Origin of the sequence: Halobaculum sp. CBA1158 (assembly GCF_021431925.1) — an archaeon.
Lineage (GTDB): Archaea > Halobacteriota > Halobacteria > Halobacteriales > Haloferacaceae > Halobaculum.
The window spans coordinates 1567147-1583526 of record NZ_CP090371.1 but is presented as its reverse complement, the minus strand read 5'-3'; the positions used below and the strand labels follow the sequence as shown (position 1 = coordinate 1583526).

Sequence of the window (16380 nt, the reverse complement as noted above, 5' to 3'; positions counted from 1 at the left end):
GGACGATCCCGAACCGACGGTTTGAGTAGACGGCCTGCAGAACCACCTCGCAAGAATGACCGAAACTCAGGAATTCGACAAGGTGCTCGTCGCCAACCGCGGGGAGATCGCGGTGCGCGTGATGCGCGCCTGCGAGGAGCTCGGCATCGACACGGTCGCCGTGTACTCCGAGGCCGACAAACACGGCGGCCACGTCCGATACGCCGACGAGGCGTACAACGTGGGTCCCGCCCGCGCGGCCGACTCCTACCTCGACCAGGACGCGATCGTCGACGCCGCCAGACAGGCCGGTGCGGACGCGATCCACCCGGGATACGGCTTCCTGGCGGAGAACGCCGACTTCGCCGCGAAGGTCGGCGACGCCGAGGGGATCACGTGGATCGGCCCCGACGGCGATGCGATGGAGTCGCTGGGCGAGAAGACGAAGGCCCGGACGATCATGCAAGAGGCCGACGTGCCGATCGTCCCCGGGACGAACGACCCCGTCACCGAGGTCGAGGCGGTCACCGACTTCGGCGACGAACACGGCTACCCCGTCGCGATCAAGGCGGAGGGCGGCGGCGGCGGTCGCGGCATGAAGGTCGTCAAGTCGGCGGACGAGGCCGCGGACCAACTCGACTCGGCCAAGCGCGAGGGCGAGGCGTACTTCTCGAACGACTCGGTGTACCTGGAGCGCTACCTGGAGAACCCGCGTCACATCGAGGTGCAGATCGTCGCCGACCACCACGGTAACGTCCGTCACCTGGGAGAGCGCGACTGCTCGCTCCAGCGTCGCCACCAGAAGGTGATCGAGGAGGGGCCGTCGCCGGCGCTGTCGGACGAACTGCGCGAGCAGATCGGCGAGGCCGCCCGCCGCGGCGTCCGCGCGGCCGACTACACCAACGCCGGCACCGTCGAGTTCCTCGTCGAGGAGGACACCGACCGCGCGGACGGCGAGCTGCTCGGCCCCGACACGAACTTCTACTTCCTCGAGGTGAACACCCGGATCCAGGTCGAGCACACCGTCACAGAGGAGCTGACCGGTATCGACATCGTGAAAGAGCAGCTCAGGGTCGCGATGGGCGAAGAGATCGGGTTCTCACAGGACGACGTCGAGTTGGAGGGCCACGCCATCGAGTTCCGGATCAACGCCGAGAACGCCGCCGACGACTTCGCGCCCGCGAACGAGGGGAGCCTGGACACGTACGACCCGCCTGGCGGCATCGGCGTCCGCCTCGACGACGCGCTCCGGCAGGGCGACGACCTCGTCACCGACTACGACTCGATGATCGCGAAGCTCATCGTCCACGGGAGCGACCGCGAGGAGTGCATCGCTCGGTCGCGACGCGCGCTCGCCGAGTACGACATCGAGGGCGTCGTCACCATCGTCCCCTTCCACCGGCTGATGCTCACCGACGAGCAGTTCGTCGCGGGCAAACACACGACGAAGTACCTCGACGAGGAGGCCGACCGCTCGAAGTTCACCGAGGCGCAAGAGCGGTGGGGAACAGGCGACGCCGACCTCGGGGGCGACGCGGACGCCGGGGAGGAGTCCACCGAGCGCGAGTTCACCGTCGAGGTGAACGGCAAGCGCTTCGACGTGAGCCTGGAGGAGCGCGGCGCGCCCGCGATCCCGACGCCCAACGGCGGCGATTCCGGCTCCGGCTCCGGACGGATGGAGCGCCCCGACGTGGCGCAGGCGGACGACGACGACGACGAGGTTGTCATCGAGGGCGACGGAGAGGCCATCGCCGCGGAGATGCAGGGCACGATCCTCTCGGTCGACGTGAGCGAGGGCGACGAGGTCGCCGCCGGCGACGTGGTGTGCGTGCTGGAGGCGATGAAGATGGAGAACGACGTGGTCGCCGACAAGGGGGGCGTCGTGGATCAGGTGCTCGTCGGCGAGGGCGACTCCGTCGACATGGGCGACGTGCTCGTCGTCCTGGAGTGACCGCGACGAGGACCGACGCGGTGGCCGACGCCGGCGTCGCCGGCCGAGCCACCTGATACGCAACCGACGCTTTCCTGCCGATACGCAGTTTTCCGCCGCTGTCGAAGAGACGAGGTGACGCATGGCATCCACGAGCCCATCGGCCACGACGGAGTCCGTTCTCGACCACCACCTCGCCGCGTTCACGGATCAGGACCTCGACGAGACGCTGGCGGACTACGACGAGGACTCCGTCGTCGTCACGAACACGAACGGGTCGTTCCGCGGCCTCGACGAGATCCGGACGCTGTTCGAGGGGCTGTTCGCGGAGTTCGGCCAGAACGGCGTCGACTTCCAGCGGGACCAGCAGGTCGTCGAAGGGGACATCGCGTACATCACCTGGCACGCGGAGACGCCAGACAACGCCTACGAGTTCGCGACCGACACGTTCCTGATCCGGGACGGGACGATCGAGACGCAGACCCTCGGGGCCGTCGTCACCCCGAAGAACTGACCCCCCGAGTGGGGGTCGCGTTCTGACGAGGGCCGATCAGATCCCGAACGTCGCGCGCAGCATGTCGCGGCTCCCCGGTCCCATTCCGACGGCCGTCACCGCGATCAGCAGGAGCACGGCGTACCGCGGGGAGTCGTCGAACAGTTCCTCCTCGAAGATCGCGAGCACGAGCACGGCCGCCGCGAGTTTCACCACGAGGAACGGCCACGCCGCCCCGGCGGTGTCGACGATGAACTGGTTCACGGGGTGTTTCGGAACGAGGTTGGGTCCCGCGCCCAGCGCGACCATGTAGTCGAGACCGACGACGTTGGCGACGCCGTCGAGCGCGTGCGCCCCGAGGACGACGATCCCCGCCGTGCCGGTGCCGGAGTGGACCCACGGGATCCACGCCCGCGTCGCGTACCACGTCGCCGCCGCGGAGACGGCGGTGCCGACGAGTATGACGCCGATCACCTGCGGGTAGAACGTCACGGGGTTGTCCGGTGTCGCCGAAAGCGCGGCCAGGAACCCGATCGTGAGGACGTTCAGTCCGATCCCGGACGCGAGGATCGGTCGGTGGATGTTGTCGACGACGCCGCGGCGCTCCGCCGCGATCGCCGCGCCGACGATCCCGAGCGTCACGCCGAACACGGTGAAGTAGATGATCGGGCTGATGAGCAGGGTGTCCCACGGGTACGGGAGCAGCGTGTCGGACATCGCGTTGTCGGCGTCCTCCACGACGCGCAGCGCGCCCCCGAACAGGAAGTACGGGACGAGCGCGAGGAAGAACTCGATCCGACGACCGATGTCGAGGCGGCGCAGCAACAGCACCACGCCCGCGAGCGCGACGAGCAGGACCGCGACGTACCCCGCCTCCGAGACGAGCGTGTACCCGGGGTACGCGACGGGTTCGGCGGCCGCCGTGCACTCGGCACTAGAGTAGAGATACTCGACGGTGCTCCCCGGTCGGATCGCACAGACGGCCGAGTTGGCGTCCGCCTGCACCGGTCCCCAGAAGTAGTGCCAGACGAATCCGTCGTAGACGGTCTCGGGGAACGCGACCGCCCCGGCAACGAGCGCGAGCGTCCCCGCCGACACCGCCGCGAGGTACGCGACCACCGGGGAGGTGCCGAGCCGGTCGGCCAGCGAGGAAGTCGACATACCGGGGTGCGGGCTCCCTCCTCGTTGAAGGTGTCGGTCGCGTGCGTCGCGTGCGACTCACCGCGTCTCCTCGCCGGACGGACTCCGGCCGGTACTCCCCGGGTCCACAACCCCCGACGAGCCGACGGCTCCGAGGACGCACTCGGTGCGAGACCGCAGAATCCCCCTCAGTTACGCCGCGCCGGCGTTGCCGCCCGCCTTCTTGCGCGTGATGTAGCCCGCGATGCGGTTTCGAACGCCCTTCGACTCGACGTTGGTGAGTTTCTCGACGTTCTCCTTGTTCGTCTCGAAGTCGGCGTTGAACGACTGCGGGTACTTCTCGAGCAGGAGCGTCGCGAGCTGCTTGACGTACTTCGGTTTGATCGCCATACGGGCAGTAAGACGGAACGCGAACTAAAAGCGTTCGTTCCGTCCCCGAACCGGAGCCACGGCCCGCCGCGCCCGGGAACTCAGGCGTCGTCGCGGTCGGCGTCCTCGTCGCCGTCGCGGTCGTCGCCCTCGCCGTCGCCGCTTCCGCCGTCGTCGATTCCGCCGTCGTCGATTCCGCCGACGCCACCCGAGAGTCGGGAGCGCCATCCGCTAACGTCGCTCAGTCGCTCGAACGCCTCGCGCTCGGCGGGGCCGCCGCACCGCTCGACCACGCTCTCGAAGTACCGCAACCGTCCGAGCAGCTCCTCCGTGTCGTAGGCGGGTACGTCGAGTCGGGAGGCCGCGACCGTGGCGTCGACGACCGCGCCGAAGCCGCGGTTGATCGTCCGAACCCCTTCGCGCTCGACGGCGCTGTCGACGACGCGCAGGTGCCAGTCCGCCCACTCGGTGCCGCCGCGTTCTCCGGCGTCGACGCGCTCGGCGGTCACTTCGGCCCACGCGTCGGCCGAGTCGAGCACGGGGTCGGACTCCTCGCGCACGGTCGCCGCGGCGTCGACGAACTCCCGCGGGTCCGTCACGAACTGGACGACGCCGCCGCCGCGCGCCTCGAAGTTACGCCTGGTCCGGGTCCGACCCCAGGTCCGCGCACGCACCGGCTCCTCCGAGGGCCGTCCGTCGTGTTCGGGGTCGTGAAGCCCGAGCGCCGCGAGGTTCCACAGGTCGTTCGGCCCGAGCGTCGCGACGACCGACTCGGTGACTCCTCGCAGACGGGCGGGCCAGTCGCCGTCCTCGGCGGGGGCGTCGCGATCGCCGTGACCGGCGTCGCTCGCGGGCGGATCGTCGCTCACACCGCCACCCCGCCGGTCACACGGCCACCCCGCGCTCCAGCGCGACGAACAGCGCCGCGGCGGTGATGTCCGCCGTCGTCCCCGGGTTGATCCCGCGGTCGACCAGGTCGTCGGCCCACGCATCCGCCTCCTCGAGCGAGTCGATTTCGGCGGCGGTCTCGCGGACCTCGCGGGCGACAGTCGGGCCGTGTTGGGTTCGAACGAGCGTGTCCTCGGCCTCGGCGAGCAGGTCGAGGAACGCCCGGGCGGCCCGGTCGGTCACGGGCCCGTCGTCCGCCCGAATCGCTTCGGCAGCGCGGAACGTCCGCGGGAACCCCTCGACCCACTCGCGGGCGTTCGCGTCGCCGCCGCCGTCGGGGTCGCGTCCGGCGGAATCGCCGTCCCCGCCGTCGCCCGCGCGGTCCCCCTTCGATTCGGCCGATTCGCGCATCACGTCGAACAGCGACAGGCCGCGCTCGCGAAGCGCCGGAACCGCGTCGCCGCCGCGGCGCACGTCCAGCGCGTCCATCCCGGGCCGGGGCTCCGCGACCGCCACGTCGACGTGCTCGAACGCGCGGTAGAAGCCGGCCGCGTCGTCGACGGTCGTCGACGCACAGATCCCCGACACGCCCTCGGGATCGAGCGCGCGGTCGTCCGCGGCCGCGGCACGCACCAGCGGAACCAACAGGAGCAGGCAGCCGAACTGGGTGTTTCCGCCGGACTGCCGGCTCATCCCGGCGACGGCCGTCTCGAACGCCGAACCGACCGGATCGCCGGCGGCGGCGCGCTCGAGTCCCGGTCGCGCGCCCACAGCGCCCGCGAGGAACTGCTCGAACCGGAGGTCCGCGAGGTCGCGCTCGCGGTCGACGTTGCCCGGCTTGGGCGTCCCGGCGACCTCCAACAGGAGCGCGAGTTCGGCGTTCGCCGCCGGCCCTCGGCGGCGAAGGTCGTCGCCGCGGTCGCCGTCGGAGCCGTCGGAGCCGTCGGGTGCGGCCGGGGGCGTCACCGCGACACCTCCCGGGTGTCCCGGATCTCCCTGGGCTCTCTGGACTCTCGGGTCTCACGTGGCCTCGAGGCGTCGCCGGCGACCCATCCGTCGACGGCCGCACGCACCCGGCGGAGCACCCGCGGGTCGTCGCTGAGACGGCCGACGCTCACCGCGTCCGCGCCGGCGGCGAGGTACTCTCGGACGGTCGCGCGGTCGCGGACGCCGTTGTTCGCGATCACCACCAGTTCTGGGGCGGCGTCCTTCGCGAGGGCGACGACGCCCTCGGAGTCCATCGCGTCGACGTGGACGGCGTCCGCGCCCGCGTCGGCGACGGCGCGGGCTGTCCGTCCCAAGTCGACGCCGTCCACCTCCGCGCGCACCTTCACGCTCACGTCGCAGTCGGCGTCGCTCGCGGCGGCGACGTACTCGATCAGGCGCTCGGTGTCCGACAGGAGCGCCTCGCCGCAGCCCACGCCGCACAGCTCCGCCTGCCGGCAGTGGGCGTTCACCTCCAGGATCGCGTCGTGGCCCGCACAGGCCTCGCCGGCCGCGCGCAACGGGGCGGTCCCGGTCGCGCGGACGTTCACCGCGGGCCGGATCGGGGTGTCCGCGAGGGCCGCGAGCTGTCGGTCGATCCACGCGATCGGGTCCGCCGGGAGGAACTCCGTTCGGTCGCGGTCGGCGACCATCTCCCGGACGGCATCGCGGCTCTCGGCGTCGAGGGCGATCCCGCCGAGAAACGCCGCGCCGGCGTGTTCGCTGCCCGCACGGGCCCAGTCGGCGTCGGCCTCGCCGGAGAGGCTCGCCAGCGCGAGCGGCGGGTCGATCCCCAGGTCGGCCGCGCGGGTGGAGCCGCCATCGGTCGCGCTCGGCAGGGCCGTGGCCGGGGTCGCGGGGCCGCCCTCCTCCCCGCGGCCGGTCACGTCGCCACCTCCGGCGACTCCAGCGCCTCCCGACAGGCTCGCGCGACGCGGGCGGCGTCGTCGGCGTCGTCGATCCGGGTGTCGGTGCGAACGACCGGCCGATCCAGGTCGGTCGGGTCCTCGTCGTCGAGGACGAACGCGTCGGCGAACGGGTACGCCGCGGCGACGCCGGCCGTGCTCGGGTCGCGACCGACGCCGCGCATGAGGTCGGCGGCGGGACCCGAGAACACCCGGTCGCCGACGAACGGCGAGACGGCGACGACGGGCGTCTCGTCCAGCGCGTCGGCGATCCCGTCGACGGCGAGCATCGGGCCGATGCTGGTGACGGGGTTCGAGGGGCCGATCACCACCTCGTCGCGGAGGGCGTCGCGGACGGCGTCGGTCGCGCTCGCGTCGTCGCCGCCGCGGAACTCCACGTCATCGACGGGGGGCTCGCCCCGGTTCGCGACCCAGTACTCCTGGAAGTGCATCGACCCCGACTCGGTGTGAACGACGGTAGCGACGGGGTCGTCGCTCATCGGGATCAGGTCGATATTGAGGTCGAACCCGTCCGCGAGGGTGCGCGTGACCTCGGTGAGGGTGTGGCCCTCATCGAGCAGCGAGGTGCGCGTGACGTGGACCGCGCGGTCGCGGTCGCCGATCTCCATGAACTCCGCGACGCCCGAGAAGCGTCGCCAGCGGGCGATCCGTCTCCCCGATATCTGCGCGTCGTCCGGGAGGTAGCGCGGCCCGCCGTCGAGCCCGGCGGCGTCGGCGAGGCGCGCGAGTTCCTCGTGGGTCTCGGTCGTGTCGTCGGCGATCCCCCACCACCGCTCGCGGTCGAGGACGCCGCCGCCGTGAAAGAGGACGGTGTCGATGTCCGGACACACGAGGTGGCCGCCGATCACCACGTCGTCGCCGGTGTTGCCGACGACGGTCGTCGACTCGGGGTCGAACACCTCGGCGGCACCGTCCAGCAACTTCGGCGTGCCGGTGCCGCCGGCGAGGAACGTGACCATGGGCTGGGTTGGACGCCGCCCGGCTTGTATGCTGTCGTTGGGTGCGGTCGTCTCGTCGGCCGACCTGGTCCGGACGTTTGAAACCATCGACGCGCGCAGAGACCGGTATGATACGAGCGCTCGACGGGATGGAGCCGGAGATCGCCGATTCGGCCCGCGTGGACGAGACGGCTGTAGTTATCGGCGACGTGGTGCTCGCTGAGCGCGCGAGCGTCTGGCCGAACGCCACGCTCCGCGGCGACTACGGTCGGATCGAAGTCGGCCGCGAGTCGAACGTCCAAGACGGCGCGGTGCTGCACGAGGACGCTGTCCTCGAGCCGCGGGTGACGGTCGGACACAACGCCATCGTCCACGCCGCGACCGTCGCGGAGGGGGCGCTCGTCGGCATGAACGCGACGGTCCTCGACGATGCGCACGTCGGCGAGAACGCCGTCGTCGGTGCCGGCGCGGTCGTCACCGAGGGGACCGAGGTTCCCCCGAACACCCTCGTGACCGGCGTTCCGGCGACCGTGACGACCGAACTCGACGCGGCCGATGAGGCGTCGCTCGGACAGGTCGGTGCCGACCACTACGCGGCGCTGATCGACCGGTACGAGGCGACCGAAGAACGGATCGAGTGACGGGCGGCGACGCTCGTTCGGTACGGTTTCGGAAGAAGTCGCGACCTCGACCGGCCGTCGGTAGGACGTCGGAGGTGCCCATCGCCGGGGGGCGACGGGAAGATCAGTCCTCGTAGACCCAGTCGGCCGCGTCGAGGTCCCAGTCGACGAGTTCGTCCTCGTCGAAGAACAGCGCGATCTCGCGCTCGTTCGCGCCCTCGTCCTCGTGGTCGGAGCCGTGGATGACGTTGTGGCCGAGGTCCAGGCCGAAGTCGCCGCGGATCGTACCCGGGGCGGACTCGGCGGGGTCGGTCTGACCCATCATCTTCCGGACCTGGCGGGTGGCGTCTGCGCCTTCCCACACCATCGCGAAGACGGGACCGGAGGTGATGAACTCGACGAGGCCCTCGAAGAACGGCTTGCCCTCGTGTTCGCCGTAGTGCTCGTGGGCGAGTTCCTCGTCGATCTCCATGAACTTCGCGCCGACGAGCTTCAGGCCGCGGTCCTCGAACCGGGAGACGACGTCTCCGATGAGGCCACGCTGGACGCCGTCGGGTTTGACCATCACGAACGTCCGCTCGTCGTGGTGGCTCATGTTACTCGCGACCCTCCGCAGTCCAGTCGAGGTCGCGCGCCTCGCGACCCAGGTCCGCGTTCTTCTCGCACTTGGCCGAACAGAAGTGCGTGACGCTGCCGTCGACGCTCACGAACATCGTGCCCGTCCCGGGCTCGATGTCCGCGCCGCAGTAGTCGCAGTCTCGTTGCTGGGGCATTGGCTTACTGACCTCCGATGGAGTCGGCGTCGCGCTGAGTCTCGCGCAGCTGGAGGATGTCCCCCATCCGGACGGGACCCAGGACGTTCCGCGTGATGATGCGGCCCTGGTTTTCGCCCTCCTGGATGCGGCACTTGACCTGCATGGCCTCGCCGTGCATCCCGGTCTTGCCGACGATCTCGACGACCTCGGCGGGCGTGGAGCCGCTCTCTTGCTCTTCAGCGGACATGGTGGCTTACCGCAGTTCCTCGACCTTGCCGGCGATGTCCTCGATGTCCTCCTCGGCGTCGCCCGTCTCGGTGACGGCGGCGGCCGCGGAGCCGACTTCGAGTCCGGCGGCGTGGCCGACGTCGTCCTGAGTCTCGATGAAGACGTAGGCGATGCCCTTCTCCTCGCACAGCTCGGGGAGGTGCATGACGATCTCTTCGGGCTCGACGTCCTCGGCGATGTACACGAGGTCGGCGTTGCCGCGCTCGACGGCCTTGGTCGTCTCGTTGGTTCCTTTCTTCACGATACCGGTGTCGCGGGCGACCTCGAGCGCGTCGAGGCTTCGTTCCGCGAGGTCCGCGGGAGTCTCGTAGTCGACGTAGACTGACATTGTTGTGTGGCTTCCCGCTCGGTGGCTCGACACCTCCGCCGGTCGTAAGTCCCTGACGACGGAGCGGGTCACGACCCCGAGCAGGTCGTACTGCACGGGTAATCGGGATGGCCGTATAAACGTGTTCAATGCTTCGCGCCCGTGTGGGCTCTCATCACGGCACGCCACGATCGAATCGAGGGACGTGACGGCCTCGCGCCGATTCAGTCCGTCCTCGAAACTACTCGGCGACCGCCCGAACCGGCGCGCCGTCGGCGTCGACTCGGAGGGGGTACGCCCGTAGCGTGAAGCGCTCGGGGAGGTCGCCGCCGAGGGCGAGGTTCTCCACGATGAACCGCCCCGCCCCGAGCAGTTCGTGGTGGGCGGGGACGCCCTCCGGTTCGTCGTCGCTCGCCCGTGGTGTGGGCGTCGGATCGGGATTGATCGCGTCCAGGCCCACGGCACAGCCGAGGTCGGCGACGTGTCGGGCCGCCGCCGGGGGCAGGTAGGGGTGATCGAAGTACCGCTCGTCGCCCCAGTAGTCGCCCCACCCGGTCCGGATCGCGAGCAGGTCGGCGTCGCCGGCGTCGTCGGGGAGCATCGCGGGCGTGATCGGCTCGCGCCGCTCGAGTCCGTCGCCGTCCGCGAGGTCCACGAGACGCGCGTCGAACCGGAAGTCGGCGATCCCGTACTCGTCGAGCGTCGCCCCCTCGGGTTCCATGTGCGCCGGCGCGTCGACGTGCGTGCCGACGTGGGTCGTGAACGACAGGCCGGTGACGCGGTACCCCTCCTCGTCCATCGTCGCGCTGGGCTCCGCCGAGACGCCGGGATCGCCCGGATAGACGGGCATTCCGGGTTCGAGGCGGCGCGTGAGATCGACCGGTTCCATACGGTCTCGACCGCCCGACGCGCCGAGAGGCTGACGGTGTCGGACGCCGGGAGGTCCCGACGCGCTCCGCCGCCCGGTCGAAACGCGCAAGCCCCCGGCCGACCCATCGTCGGGCGTGACACGCGACGCGATCGCGACGCTCTCGGCGGACCTTCGGGCGGAGGCGCGCTGGACGAACCAGCGACGCCTGCTCGTGCTCCACGGAGACCGAGACGCCTGTCTCGACGCCGCGTTCACGGCGGTCGAGGCCGCCGGTATCGACGACGACGACGCCGCGATCCTCTCGACGCGCGAGGGGTTCAGGTTCGACCGCCACCGCCCGAAGCACGCCCGGCGACTGCTCGGCACCACCCGGGAGGCTGTGATACTCGACGCGTTCGCGGAGTTCTCGCCCAACGCGATCGGGCAGTCGGTCGGCGCGGTCGACGGCGGCGGCCTGTACGTGCTCCTCGCACCGCCGCTCGACAAGTGGCCCGATCGCCGCGACGAGTTCGACGAGTCGCTGGCCGTCCCGCCGTTCGGTCTCGACGACGTCTCCGGCCGGTTCCGGACCCGGCTGGTCGGGACGCTCCGCAGCCATCCGGGCGTCGCCGTCGTCGACGTGGGCGGCGAGGGCGGGCCTCGCGCCGACGGCGATTCCGACGCTGACGAGACCGACGGCGACGGGGTCGACGGCGGGGCGAACGGCGACAGCGACGGCGACGGCGACGCCACCGCGGACGCGACCGTCGAGCGCGACGGACTCACCGGCACCGATTCCCCCCCGCCGACCCCCGAGCCGACGGTCCCGCCGGACGCGACGTTCCCGGCGGCGGCCTACGAGTCGTGTCTCACCCGCGACCAGTCGCGCGCGGTGTCGTCGCTCGAGCGACTCCGTGAGCCGGGGTCGGCGGTCGTCGTCGAGGCCGACCGCGGCCGGGGGAAATCCAGCGCCGCGGGGCTGTCGGCGGCGTCGCTGGCGGCGGAGGGACGGGACGTGCTCGTCACCGCTCCGTCCGTCGCCGGGGCGTCGGCGCTGTTCGAGCGCGCCAGGGCACTACTTTCCGCCCTCGACGCGACGCTGGCGGTCGACGAAGAGCGACGGATCGAACTCGCGGACGGCGGGGGCGAGGGTGGAGTCGGGAGCGGTCGGATCCGCTATCTCCCGCCCGCGGAGGCGGCGGCGGCCGCCGGCGACGCCGACGCCGTCGTCGCGGACGAGGCGGCCGCGCTCCCGGTTCGGCTGCTCGCCGACCTGCTGGACGCGCCCGCCGCGGCGTTCGTCACGACCGTCCACGGCTACGAGGGCGCTGGACGGGGCTTCTCCGTGCGATTTCGCGACCGACTCGATTCGTCCGACCGGCGGGTGACCGACGTCCGGATGGACGACCCGATCCGGTACGCCCGCGGGGACCCCGTCGAGGGCTGGTCGTTCCGCGCGCTCGCGCTCGACGCCCGGCCCGCCGTCGACGCCGCGGTCGCGGACGCGACCACGGAGACAGTCGAGTCCCGCGCGTTGGACCCGGACGACCTGCTGGCCGACGAGCACCTCCTCGGCGAGGCGTTCGGCCTCCTCGTGCTCGCACACTACCGGACCGAGCCGAACGACCTCGCGCGCCTGCTGGACGCGCCGAACCTCTCGGTCCGGGCGCTGACCCACGACGGGCACGTCGTCTCGGTGGCGCTGCTCGCGCGCGAGGGCGGCCTCGACCCCGCCACCCGCGAGGCGATCTACGAGGGGGAGCGCGTCCGCGGAAACATGGTGCCCGACGTGCTCACCAGCCAACTGCGGGACCCCGACGGGGCGGCTCCGACCGGCCGTCGCGTGATGCGGATCGCGACCCACCCGGCGGTTCGTCGCCGAGGGCTCGGCTCGCGGCTCCTCGCCGACGTCGCCGACGACCGCCCTCGCGACGTGGACTACCTCTCGACGGCGTTCGGCGCGACGCCCGGCCTGCTCGACTTCTGGGCCGCCGCGGGCTACCGGACGGTCCACCTCGCGACCACCCGCAACGACGCCAGCGGCGAGCACTCGGCGGTCATGCTCCGGCCGACCGCCGAGGCGGGCCGCGCGCTGGCCGAGAGACACGCCCGCTGGTTCCGCGAACGGATCGTCGGCGTCCTCCCCGACTCCCTCCGGGACCTCGACCCCGACGTGGTCCGCGCCGCGCTCGCCGCCTGCGACGCGGACGGCGCGCCCGCCGTCGACTGCTCGGCCTACGAGTGGCGCGTCGCCGTCGCGGCCGCCCACGGGCCGGGGCTCGCCGACACGGCCCCGCGCCCGATCCGCCGACTCGCCCTCGCACACCTGCTCGACCGCGTCCCCGACGGAGCCGACGAGGTCGCGGACGCGGTCGACCGGGCCGGCGACGGGAGCGACCTCTCGCCCACCGAGGAGCGCCTGTTGGTGGATCGGGCGCTCCAGGCCCGCCCGTGGGACGAGGTGGCGGAGGAACTCGACTACGTCTCCCCCGCCGAGTGCATGCGCGCGTTCGGGCGGGCGCTTCGACCGCTGGTCGAGCGCTACGGCGGCGACGCCGCGGCCGCCGAGCGCGAGCGGTTCGAGTAGCGGAACCGGACTCGAAGGCCGGTCCCCGCTCGGTCCCCGACCGGCGGCCGAGAGGGCCATCAGCAGGGTCGCCGGGAGTTATCACCCTCGGCGACCCACCGACGAACATGGTCGCACTCGACCCGGTCACCGCCCTTGCCGTCGCCCTCCTCGTCGCCGGCGTCGCCGGGAGCGTCCTCCCGCTGCTCCCCTCTGGACTGCTGTCGCTCGCCGGCGTCTACGCGTATCACTTCGCCGGGAGCGGCCGAATCGGCGCGCTGGCGCTCGTCGGCTTCACCGTCGTCGGCGCGGTCGCGGCCCTGATCGAGCAGTTCGGCGGGGCCGTCGCCTCGAAGGCCGGCGGCGCGTCGACGACGACGGCGGCGCTTGCGGCGGTCGCATCGCTCGTGCTGTTGTTCGTCCTCGGACCGCTGGGCATCCTGGTCGGCACCGCCGGCGTCGTTCTCGGGATGGAGCTTCGCGCCGGGAAAGAGCCCGCGACGGCCGCCCGGATGGCCGCGTGGACGGTAGCGGGGATGCTCGCCTCCTCGGCGGCGCAGTTGGCGCTGACGCTGTCGATGCTCGCAGCGTTTCTCGCGTACGTGTTCGTGCTCGGGTGAGCGGAACCGACGTTCGGGGAGGTCGAAAGCGAAAGCTGACACCTGAACGCTTCGATGGTTACTCCGTCAGCGACTCGATCTCGGCGGCGACCCGGAGCGCTCGCTCGTCGCGCCCCAGCGGGGCGACAACCTGGAGGCCGACCGGCAGTCCGCCGGCCTCGCCGCACGGCACGGAAACGGCGGGGTTGCCGGTGCAGTTGAACGCCGCCGTGTTCGCGAGCACTCGGCCCGGCGACACCGTCGCCTCCGACCCGTCGCCGACCGCGCCGTACTCGGGCGCGGTCGTCGGCGTCGTCGGCGTCGCGAGCACGTCCACGCGGTCGAGACACGCCTGCGTCCGACGGACGAGTCGCCGTCTGGCGTCCCACGCGTCGGCGTACGCATCGCCGGGGTGATCCGTCTCGTCGCCGTCGCGGGTGCTGTCTCGGTCGCGGGCGCTGTTCCGGTCGCGGGCAAGTTCCCGCCCGGTCGCCGCCAGTCGCTCGACCCTGTCGGGAACGTCGAGACTCCCGATATCAGCCGGGAGCTGCGGCACCATCGTCGGGTCACGACCCTCGCCGTTCCGTCGAGCGTCCGCCCCGAGGAGCGCGCCGAACTCCGCGAGCGTGTGCAGTTGGTTCACGGCCTCAGCGCCGTCGTGTTCGGGGAACGGCAGTCGCTCGACGACGACGCCCTCGCGGGTCGCGAGCGCCGCCATCGCCTCCTCGAAGGCGACGGCGACGCGGCGCTCGGCCGCGTCGACGAACGGCTCGAGGACGCCGACGCGGAGGCGACTCGGTGCCCGCGTCAGCGCGGCGCTGGCGTCCGTCGGCTCGGCGGGGGCCGTGCTGGGCCGCAACGGATCCCCGCCGGAGACGACGTCGAGCGTCCGCGCCGCCGTCGCCACGTCCCGCGCGAGCACGCCGACGTGGTCGAGGGTGGGCGCGAGGTCCAACACCCTCGTCCGGGGGACGCGGTCGTAGGTGGGCTTCACGCCGACGACGCCGCAGAACGCCGCCGGGACGCGGACGCTCCCGCCGGTGTCGGTGCCGATCGCCGCGTCCGCGAGGTCGCCGGCGACGGCCGCCGCAGACCCGCTCGAGGATCCCCCGGGAACGCGGCCGTCGGCGACGGGGTTTGCGGTGGGGCCCGCCCGACACGCCTCGCCGGTGACGCCGAGCGCGAGCGCGTCCATCCGGGTCGTGCCGACGAACTCCGCGCCGGCGGCGCGGAGGCGCTCGACCACGGTCGCGTCGACCTCGGGGCTCCACCGGAGGTCCCCCGTCCCCGCGCTGTGGGTCAGCCCCCCGACGGCGACGTTGTCCTTCGTGGCGACGCGGAGATCGCCGAGCTCGCCGTCGACGCCCGCGGCCGTCGGGGCGGTCGCGGGCGTCGCGAACGCATCGTACGGGTCGCGGCGCTCGACCGGCCGCGCCGACGGGAACGCGGGGTCGGTGTCGTCGCCCGAGAGCGCCCGCACCCGCTCGGCGTGTCGCCGCGCCGCCGCTCGCGGGTCCGTCGGCGTCTCCTCGCTCATGGGCGGTCCTTCGACCGTGCGTGGTTAGATGTTCTGGCGGACCGCCCGGACACCGTCTCGACCCGGTCCAGTCGCGTGGCTCGTCTCGCCGGGCCTCGATCCCCGTTACCGTCGAGACTCGACGCCCAGCAACTCCCGCGCCGTCGACGGGGTCGCGACCGGCCGGTCCAACTCCTCCGCGATCCGGGCGGCTCGCGCGACGAGCGCCTCGTTCGTCGCCAGTTCTCTCTTCCGGAGGTAGCTGTTGTCCTCCAGGCCGACCCGAACGTGTCCCCCGAGGATCATCGCCTGCGTCGTCAGCGGGAGTTGGTGGGGGCCGAAGCCGATGACGTTGAACTCCGCGCGGTCGGGGAGCTGGTCGACCATCCGCTGGAGGTTCGCGGGCGACGGCGGCGAGAGCGTCCCCGGGCCGAAGATGAGGTTGAGGTACGGCGGGTCCGCGAGGTCGTCGACGATGCGGAACGCCTCGTTGAGGTGGCCGTTGTTGAACACCTCCAACTCCGGTTTGATCCCCCGCTCGCGCATCTCGGCGTGGAGCCCGTCGATCGTGTCGCGGGTGTTCTCACTCGTGAGGCGTCGCCCGCGGTTCATCGGGCCCATGTCGAGGCTCGCCATCTCCGGGGCGGGGTCTGTGCGAAGCGGCTCCGCGCGCAGCGCGTCCGGGGCCGCGGTGCCGCCCGTCGAGTGCTGGATCACGATGTCGTCGGTCGCCTCGCGCACGGCGTCGGTCACCGCTTGAAATCGCTCGGTCGAGAACGCCCGCTCGCCGTTGTCGCGGCGCGCGTGGAGGTGGACGACGGCCGCGCCGGCCGCCTCGACGGCGGCGGCCGCCTCGGCGATCTCCTCGGGCGTCTCGGGGAGATCGGGGTGGGCCTCCTTCCCCTGGATCCCACCGGTGAGCGCCGCGGTGATGACGACGGGCTTGCCGTCAAGGTACTCCTCGTACGTCATTCGTCCCACTCCAGCCCGGCGTGCTCGCGGAATATCTCACAGTCCGTCTCCGGATCGAGACCGTAGCGCTCTGTGCAGATGTCGGCGTGGACCGGCTGGACGAACTCCTCGGCGACCGTGCAGAACGCGCGCGCCGTGTCGAACTCGCGGTCGCCGTCGGACTCGCGGTACTCCAGGTGCGGACAGGCCATGCCGGACCGACGGCGTCCGGACGCTTCAAAGCGCGCGTCGGTGACGCCTGCGTCACCGGGCCGGTGCGA

General features: G+C 72.0%; 19 protein-coding genes. 5 read left to right on the top strand and 14 right to left on the bottom strand.

The window, feature by feature from the left end; all coding sequences use genetic code 11:
• The first annotated feature begins 55 nt into the window (after nt 1-55).
• Together Hbl1158_RS08335 and Hbl1158_RS08330 are read left to right on the top strand one after the other, a co-directional pair.
• A complete protein-coding gene (locus tag Hbl1158_RS08335; protein WP_234296357.1) occupies nt 56-1930 on the top strand; it encodes an acetyl-CoA carboxylase biotin carboxylase subunit in 1875 nt (624 codons plus the stop codon).
• Nucleotides 1931-2051: 121 nt separating this feature from the next.
• On the top strand, nt 2052-2423 hold the full coding sequence (locus Hbl1158_RS08330; RefSeq protein ID WP_234296353.1) for a nuclear transport factor 2 family protein: 372 nt from the start codon (nt 2052-2054) through the stop codon (nt 2421-2423).
• A 36-nt stretch (nt 2424-2459) separates the two neighbouring features.
• Here Hbl1158_RS08330 and Hbl1158_RS08325 read toward each other — a convergent pair whose 3' ends face one another.
• From Hbl1158_RS08325 to cofD, 6 genes are all read right to left on the bottom strand, one after another.
• Nucleotides 2460-3563 carry a DUF63 family protein gene (locus tag Hbl1158_RS08325; RefSeq protein ID WP_234296352.1) on the bottom strand — a complete coding sequence of 368 codons (1104 nt, stop codon included), beginning with the start codon at nt 3561-3563 and terminating at the stop codon, nt 2460-2462.
• Nucleotides 3564-3734: 171 nt separating this feature from the next.
• The gene (locus Hbl1158_RS08320; RefSeq protein WP_234296351.1) at nt 3735-3932 is read right to left on the bottom strand and encodes a 30S ribosomal protein S17e; all 198 of its coding nucleotides are present in this window, start codon (nt 3930-3932) and stop codon (nt 3735-3737) included.
• Between the two features lie 80 nt (nt 3933-4012).
• Nucleotides 4013-4780 (bottom strand): DUF447 domain-containing protein, encoded by a 768-nt coding sequence (locus Hbl1158_RS08315; protein ID WP_234296349.1) that lies wholly within the window; start codon nt 4778-4780, stop codon nt 4013-4015.
• 16 nt (nt 4781-4796) lie between these two features.
• On the bottom strand, nt 4797-5765 hold the full coding sequence (locus Hbl1158_RS08310) for a triphosphoribosyl-dephospho-CoA synthase (RefSeq protein ID WP_303647412.1): 969 nt from the start codon (nt 5763-5765) through the stop codon (nt 4797-4799).
• A complete protein-coding gene (locus Hbl1158_RS08305; RefSeq protein ID WP_234299496.1) occupies nt 5762-6580 on the bottom strand; it encodes a tRNA-dihydrouridine synthase in 819 nt (272 codons plus the stop codon). The genes Hbl1158_RS08310 and Hbl1158_RS08305 overlap by 4 nt, the downstream gene beginning before the upstream one ends.
• Before the next feature lie 86 nt (nt 6581-6666).
• A complete protein-coding gene (gene cofD / locus Hbl1158_RS08300; RefSeq protein ID WP_234296347.1) occupies nt 6667-7668 on the bottom strand; it encodes a 2-phospho-L-lactate transferase in 1002 nt (333 codons plus the stop codon).
• A gap of 107 nt (nt 7669-7775) precedes the next feature.
• Between cofD and Hbl1158_RS08295 the strand changes: the two genes are divergently transcribed.
• The gene (locus Hbl1158_RS08295) at nt 7776-8288 is read left to right on the top strand and encodes a gamma carbonic anhydrase family protein (RefSeq protein ID WP_234296345.1); all 513 of its coding nucleotides are present in this window, start codon (nt 7776-7778) and stop codon (nt 8286-8288) included.
• Nucleotides 8289-8391: 103 nt separating this feature from the next.
• Here Hbl1158_RS08295 and ndk read toward each other — a convergent pair whose 3' ends face one another.
• From ndk to Hbl1158_RS08270, 5 genes are all read right to left on the bottom strand, one after another.
• A complete protein-coding gene (ndk, locus tag Hbl1158_RS08290) occupies nt 8392-8862 on the bottom strand; it encodes a nucleoside-diphosphate kinase (RefSeq protein WP_234296343.1) in 471 nt (156 codons plus the stop codon).
• Between the two features lies 1 nt (nt 8863).
• Nucleotides 8864-9040 (bottom strand): 50S ribosomal protein L24e, encoded by a 177-nt coding sequence (locus Hbl1158_RS08285; protein ID WP_234296341.1) that lies wholly within the window; start codon nt 9038-9040, stop codon nt 8864-8866.
• A 4-nt stretch (nt 9041-9044) separates the two neighbouring features.
• Nucleotides 9045-9269, bottom strand: a complete 225-nt coding sequence (locus tag Hbl1158_RS08280) for a 30S ribosomal protein S28e (RefSeq protein WP_222607661.1) — start codon at nt 9267-9269, stop codon at nt 9045-9047.
• Nucleotides 9270-9275: 6 nt separating this feature from the next.
• Complete coding sequence (gene rpl7ae / locus Hbl1158_RS08275; protein ID WP_234296339.1) at nt 9276-9638, bottom strand: 50S ribosomal protein L7Ae; 363 nt, start codon at nt 9636-9638, stop codon at nt 9276-9278.
• A 220-nt stretch (nt 9639-9858) separates the two neighbouring features.
• Nucleotides 9859-10506, bottom strand: a complete 648-nt coding sequence (locus Hbl1158_RS08270) for a cyclase family protein (protein WP_234296335.1) — start codon at nt 10504-10506, stop codon at nt 9859-9861.
• Between the two features lie 115 nt (nt 10507-10621).
• Between Hbl1158_RS08270 and tmcA the strand changes: the two genes are divergently transcribed.
• Both tmcA and Hbl1158_RS08260 read left to right on the top strand, forming a co-directional pair.
• Nucleotides 10622-13054: a tRNA(Met) cytidine acetyltransferase TmcA gene (tmcA, locus tag Hbl1158_RS08265; RefSeq protein ID WP_234296333.1), complete on the top strand. Its 2433-nt coding sequence runs from the start codon at nt 10622-10624 to the stop codon at nt 13052-13054.
• A 107-nt stretch (nt 13055-13161) separates the two neighbouring features.
• Nucleotides 13162-13653, top strand: a complete 492-nt coding sequence (locus Hbl1158_RS08260; RefSeq protein ID WP_234296328.1) for a DUF456 domain-containing protein — start codon at nt 13162-13164, stop codon at nt 13651-13653.
• Nucleotides 13654-13711: 58 nt separating this feature from the next.
• On the opposite strand, the gene Hbl1158_RS08255 is transcribed toward Hbl1158_RS08260, so the two are convergent.
• From Hbl1158_RS08255 to Hbl1158_RS08245, 3 genes are all read right to left on the bottom strand, one after another.
• Nucleotides 13712-15169 (bottom strand): amidase, encoded by a 1458-nt coding sequence (locus Hbl1158_RS08255; protein WP_234296327.1) that lies wholly within the window; start codon nt 15167-15169, stop codon nt 13712-13714.
• A 105-nt stretch (nt 15170-15274) separates the two neighbouring features.
• On the bottom strand, nt 15275-16120 hold the full coding sequence (locus Hbl1158_RS08250) for a 3-keto-5-aminohexanoate cleavage protein (protein WP_234296325.1): 846 nt from the start codon (nt 16118-16120) through the stop codon (nt 15275-15277).
• Nucleotides 16117-16311, bottom strand: a complete 195-nt coding sequence (locus Hbl1158_RS08245; RefSeq protein ID WP_234296323.1) for a hypothetical protein — start codon at nt 16309-16311, stop codon at nt 16117-16119. Before Hbl1158_RS08245 ends, Hbl1158_RS08250 begins: the two co-directional genes overlap by 4 nt.
• Nucleotides 16312-16380 lie beyond the last annotated feature (69 nt).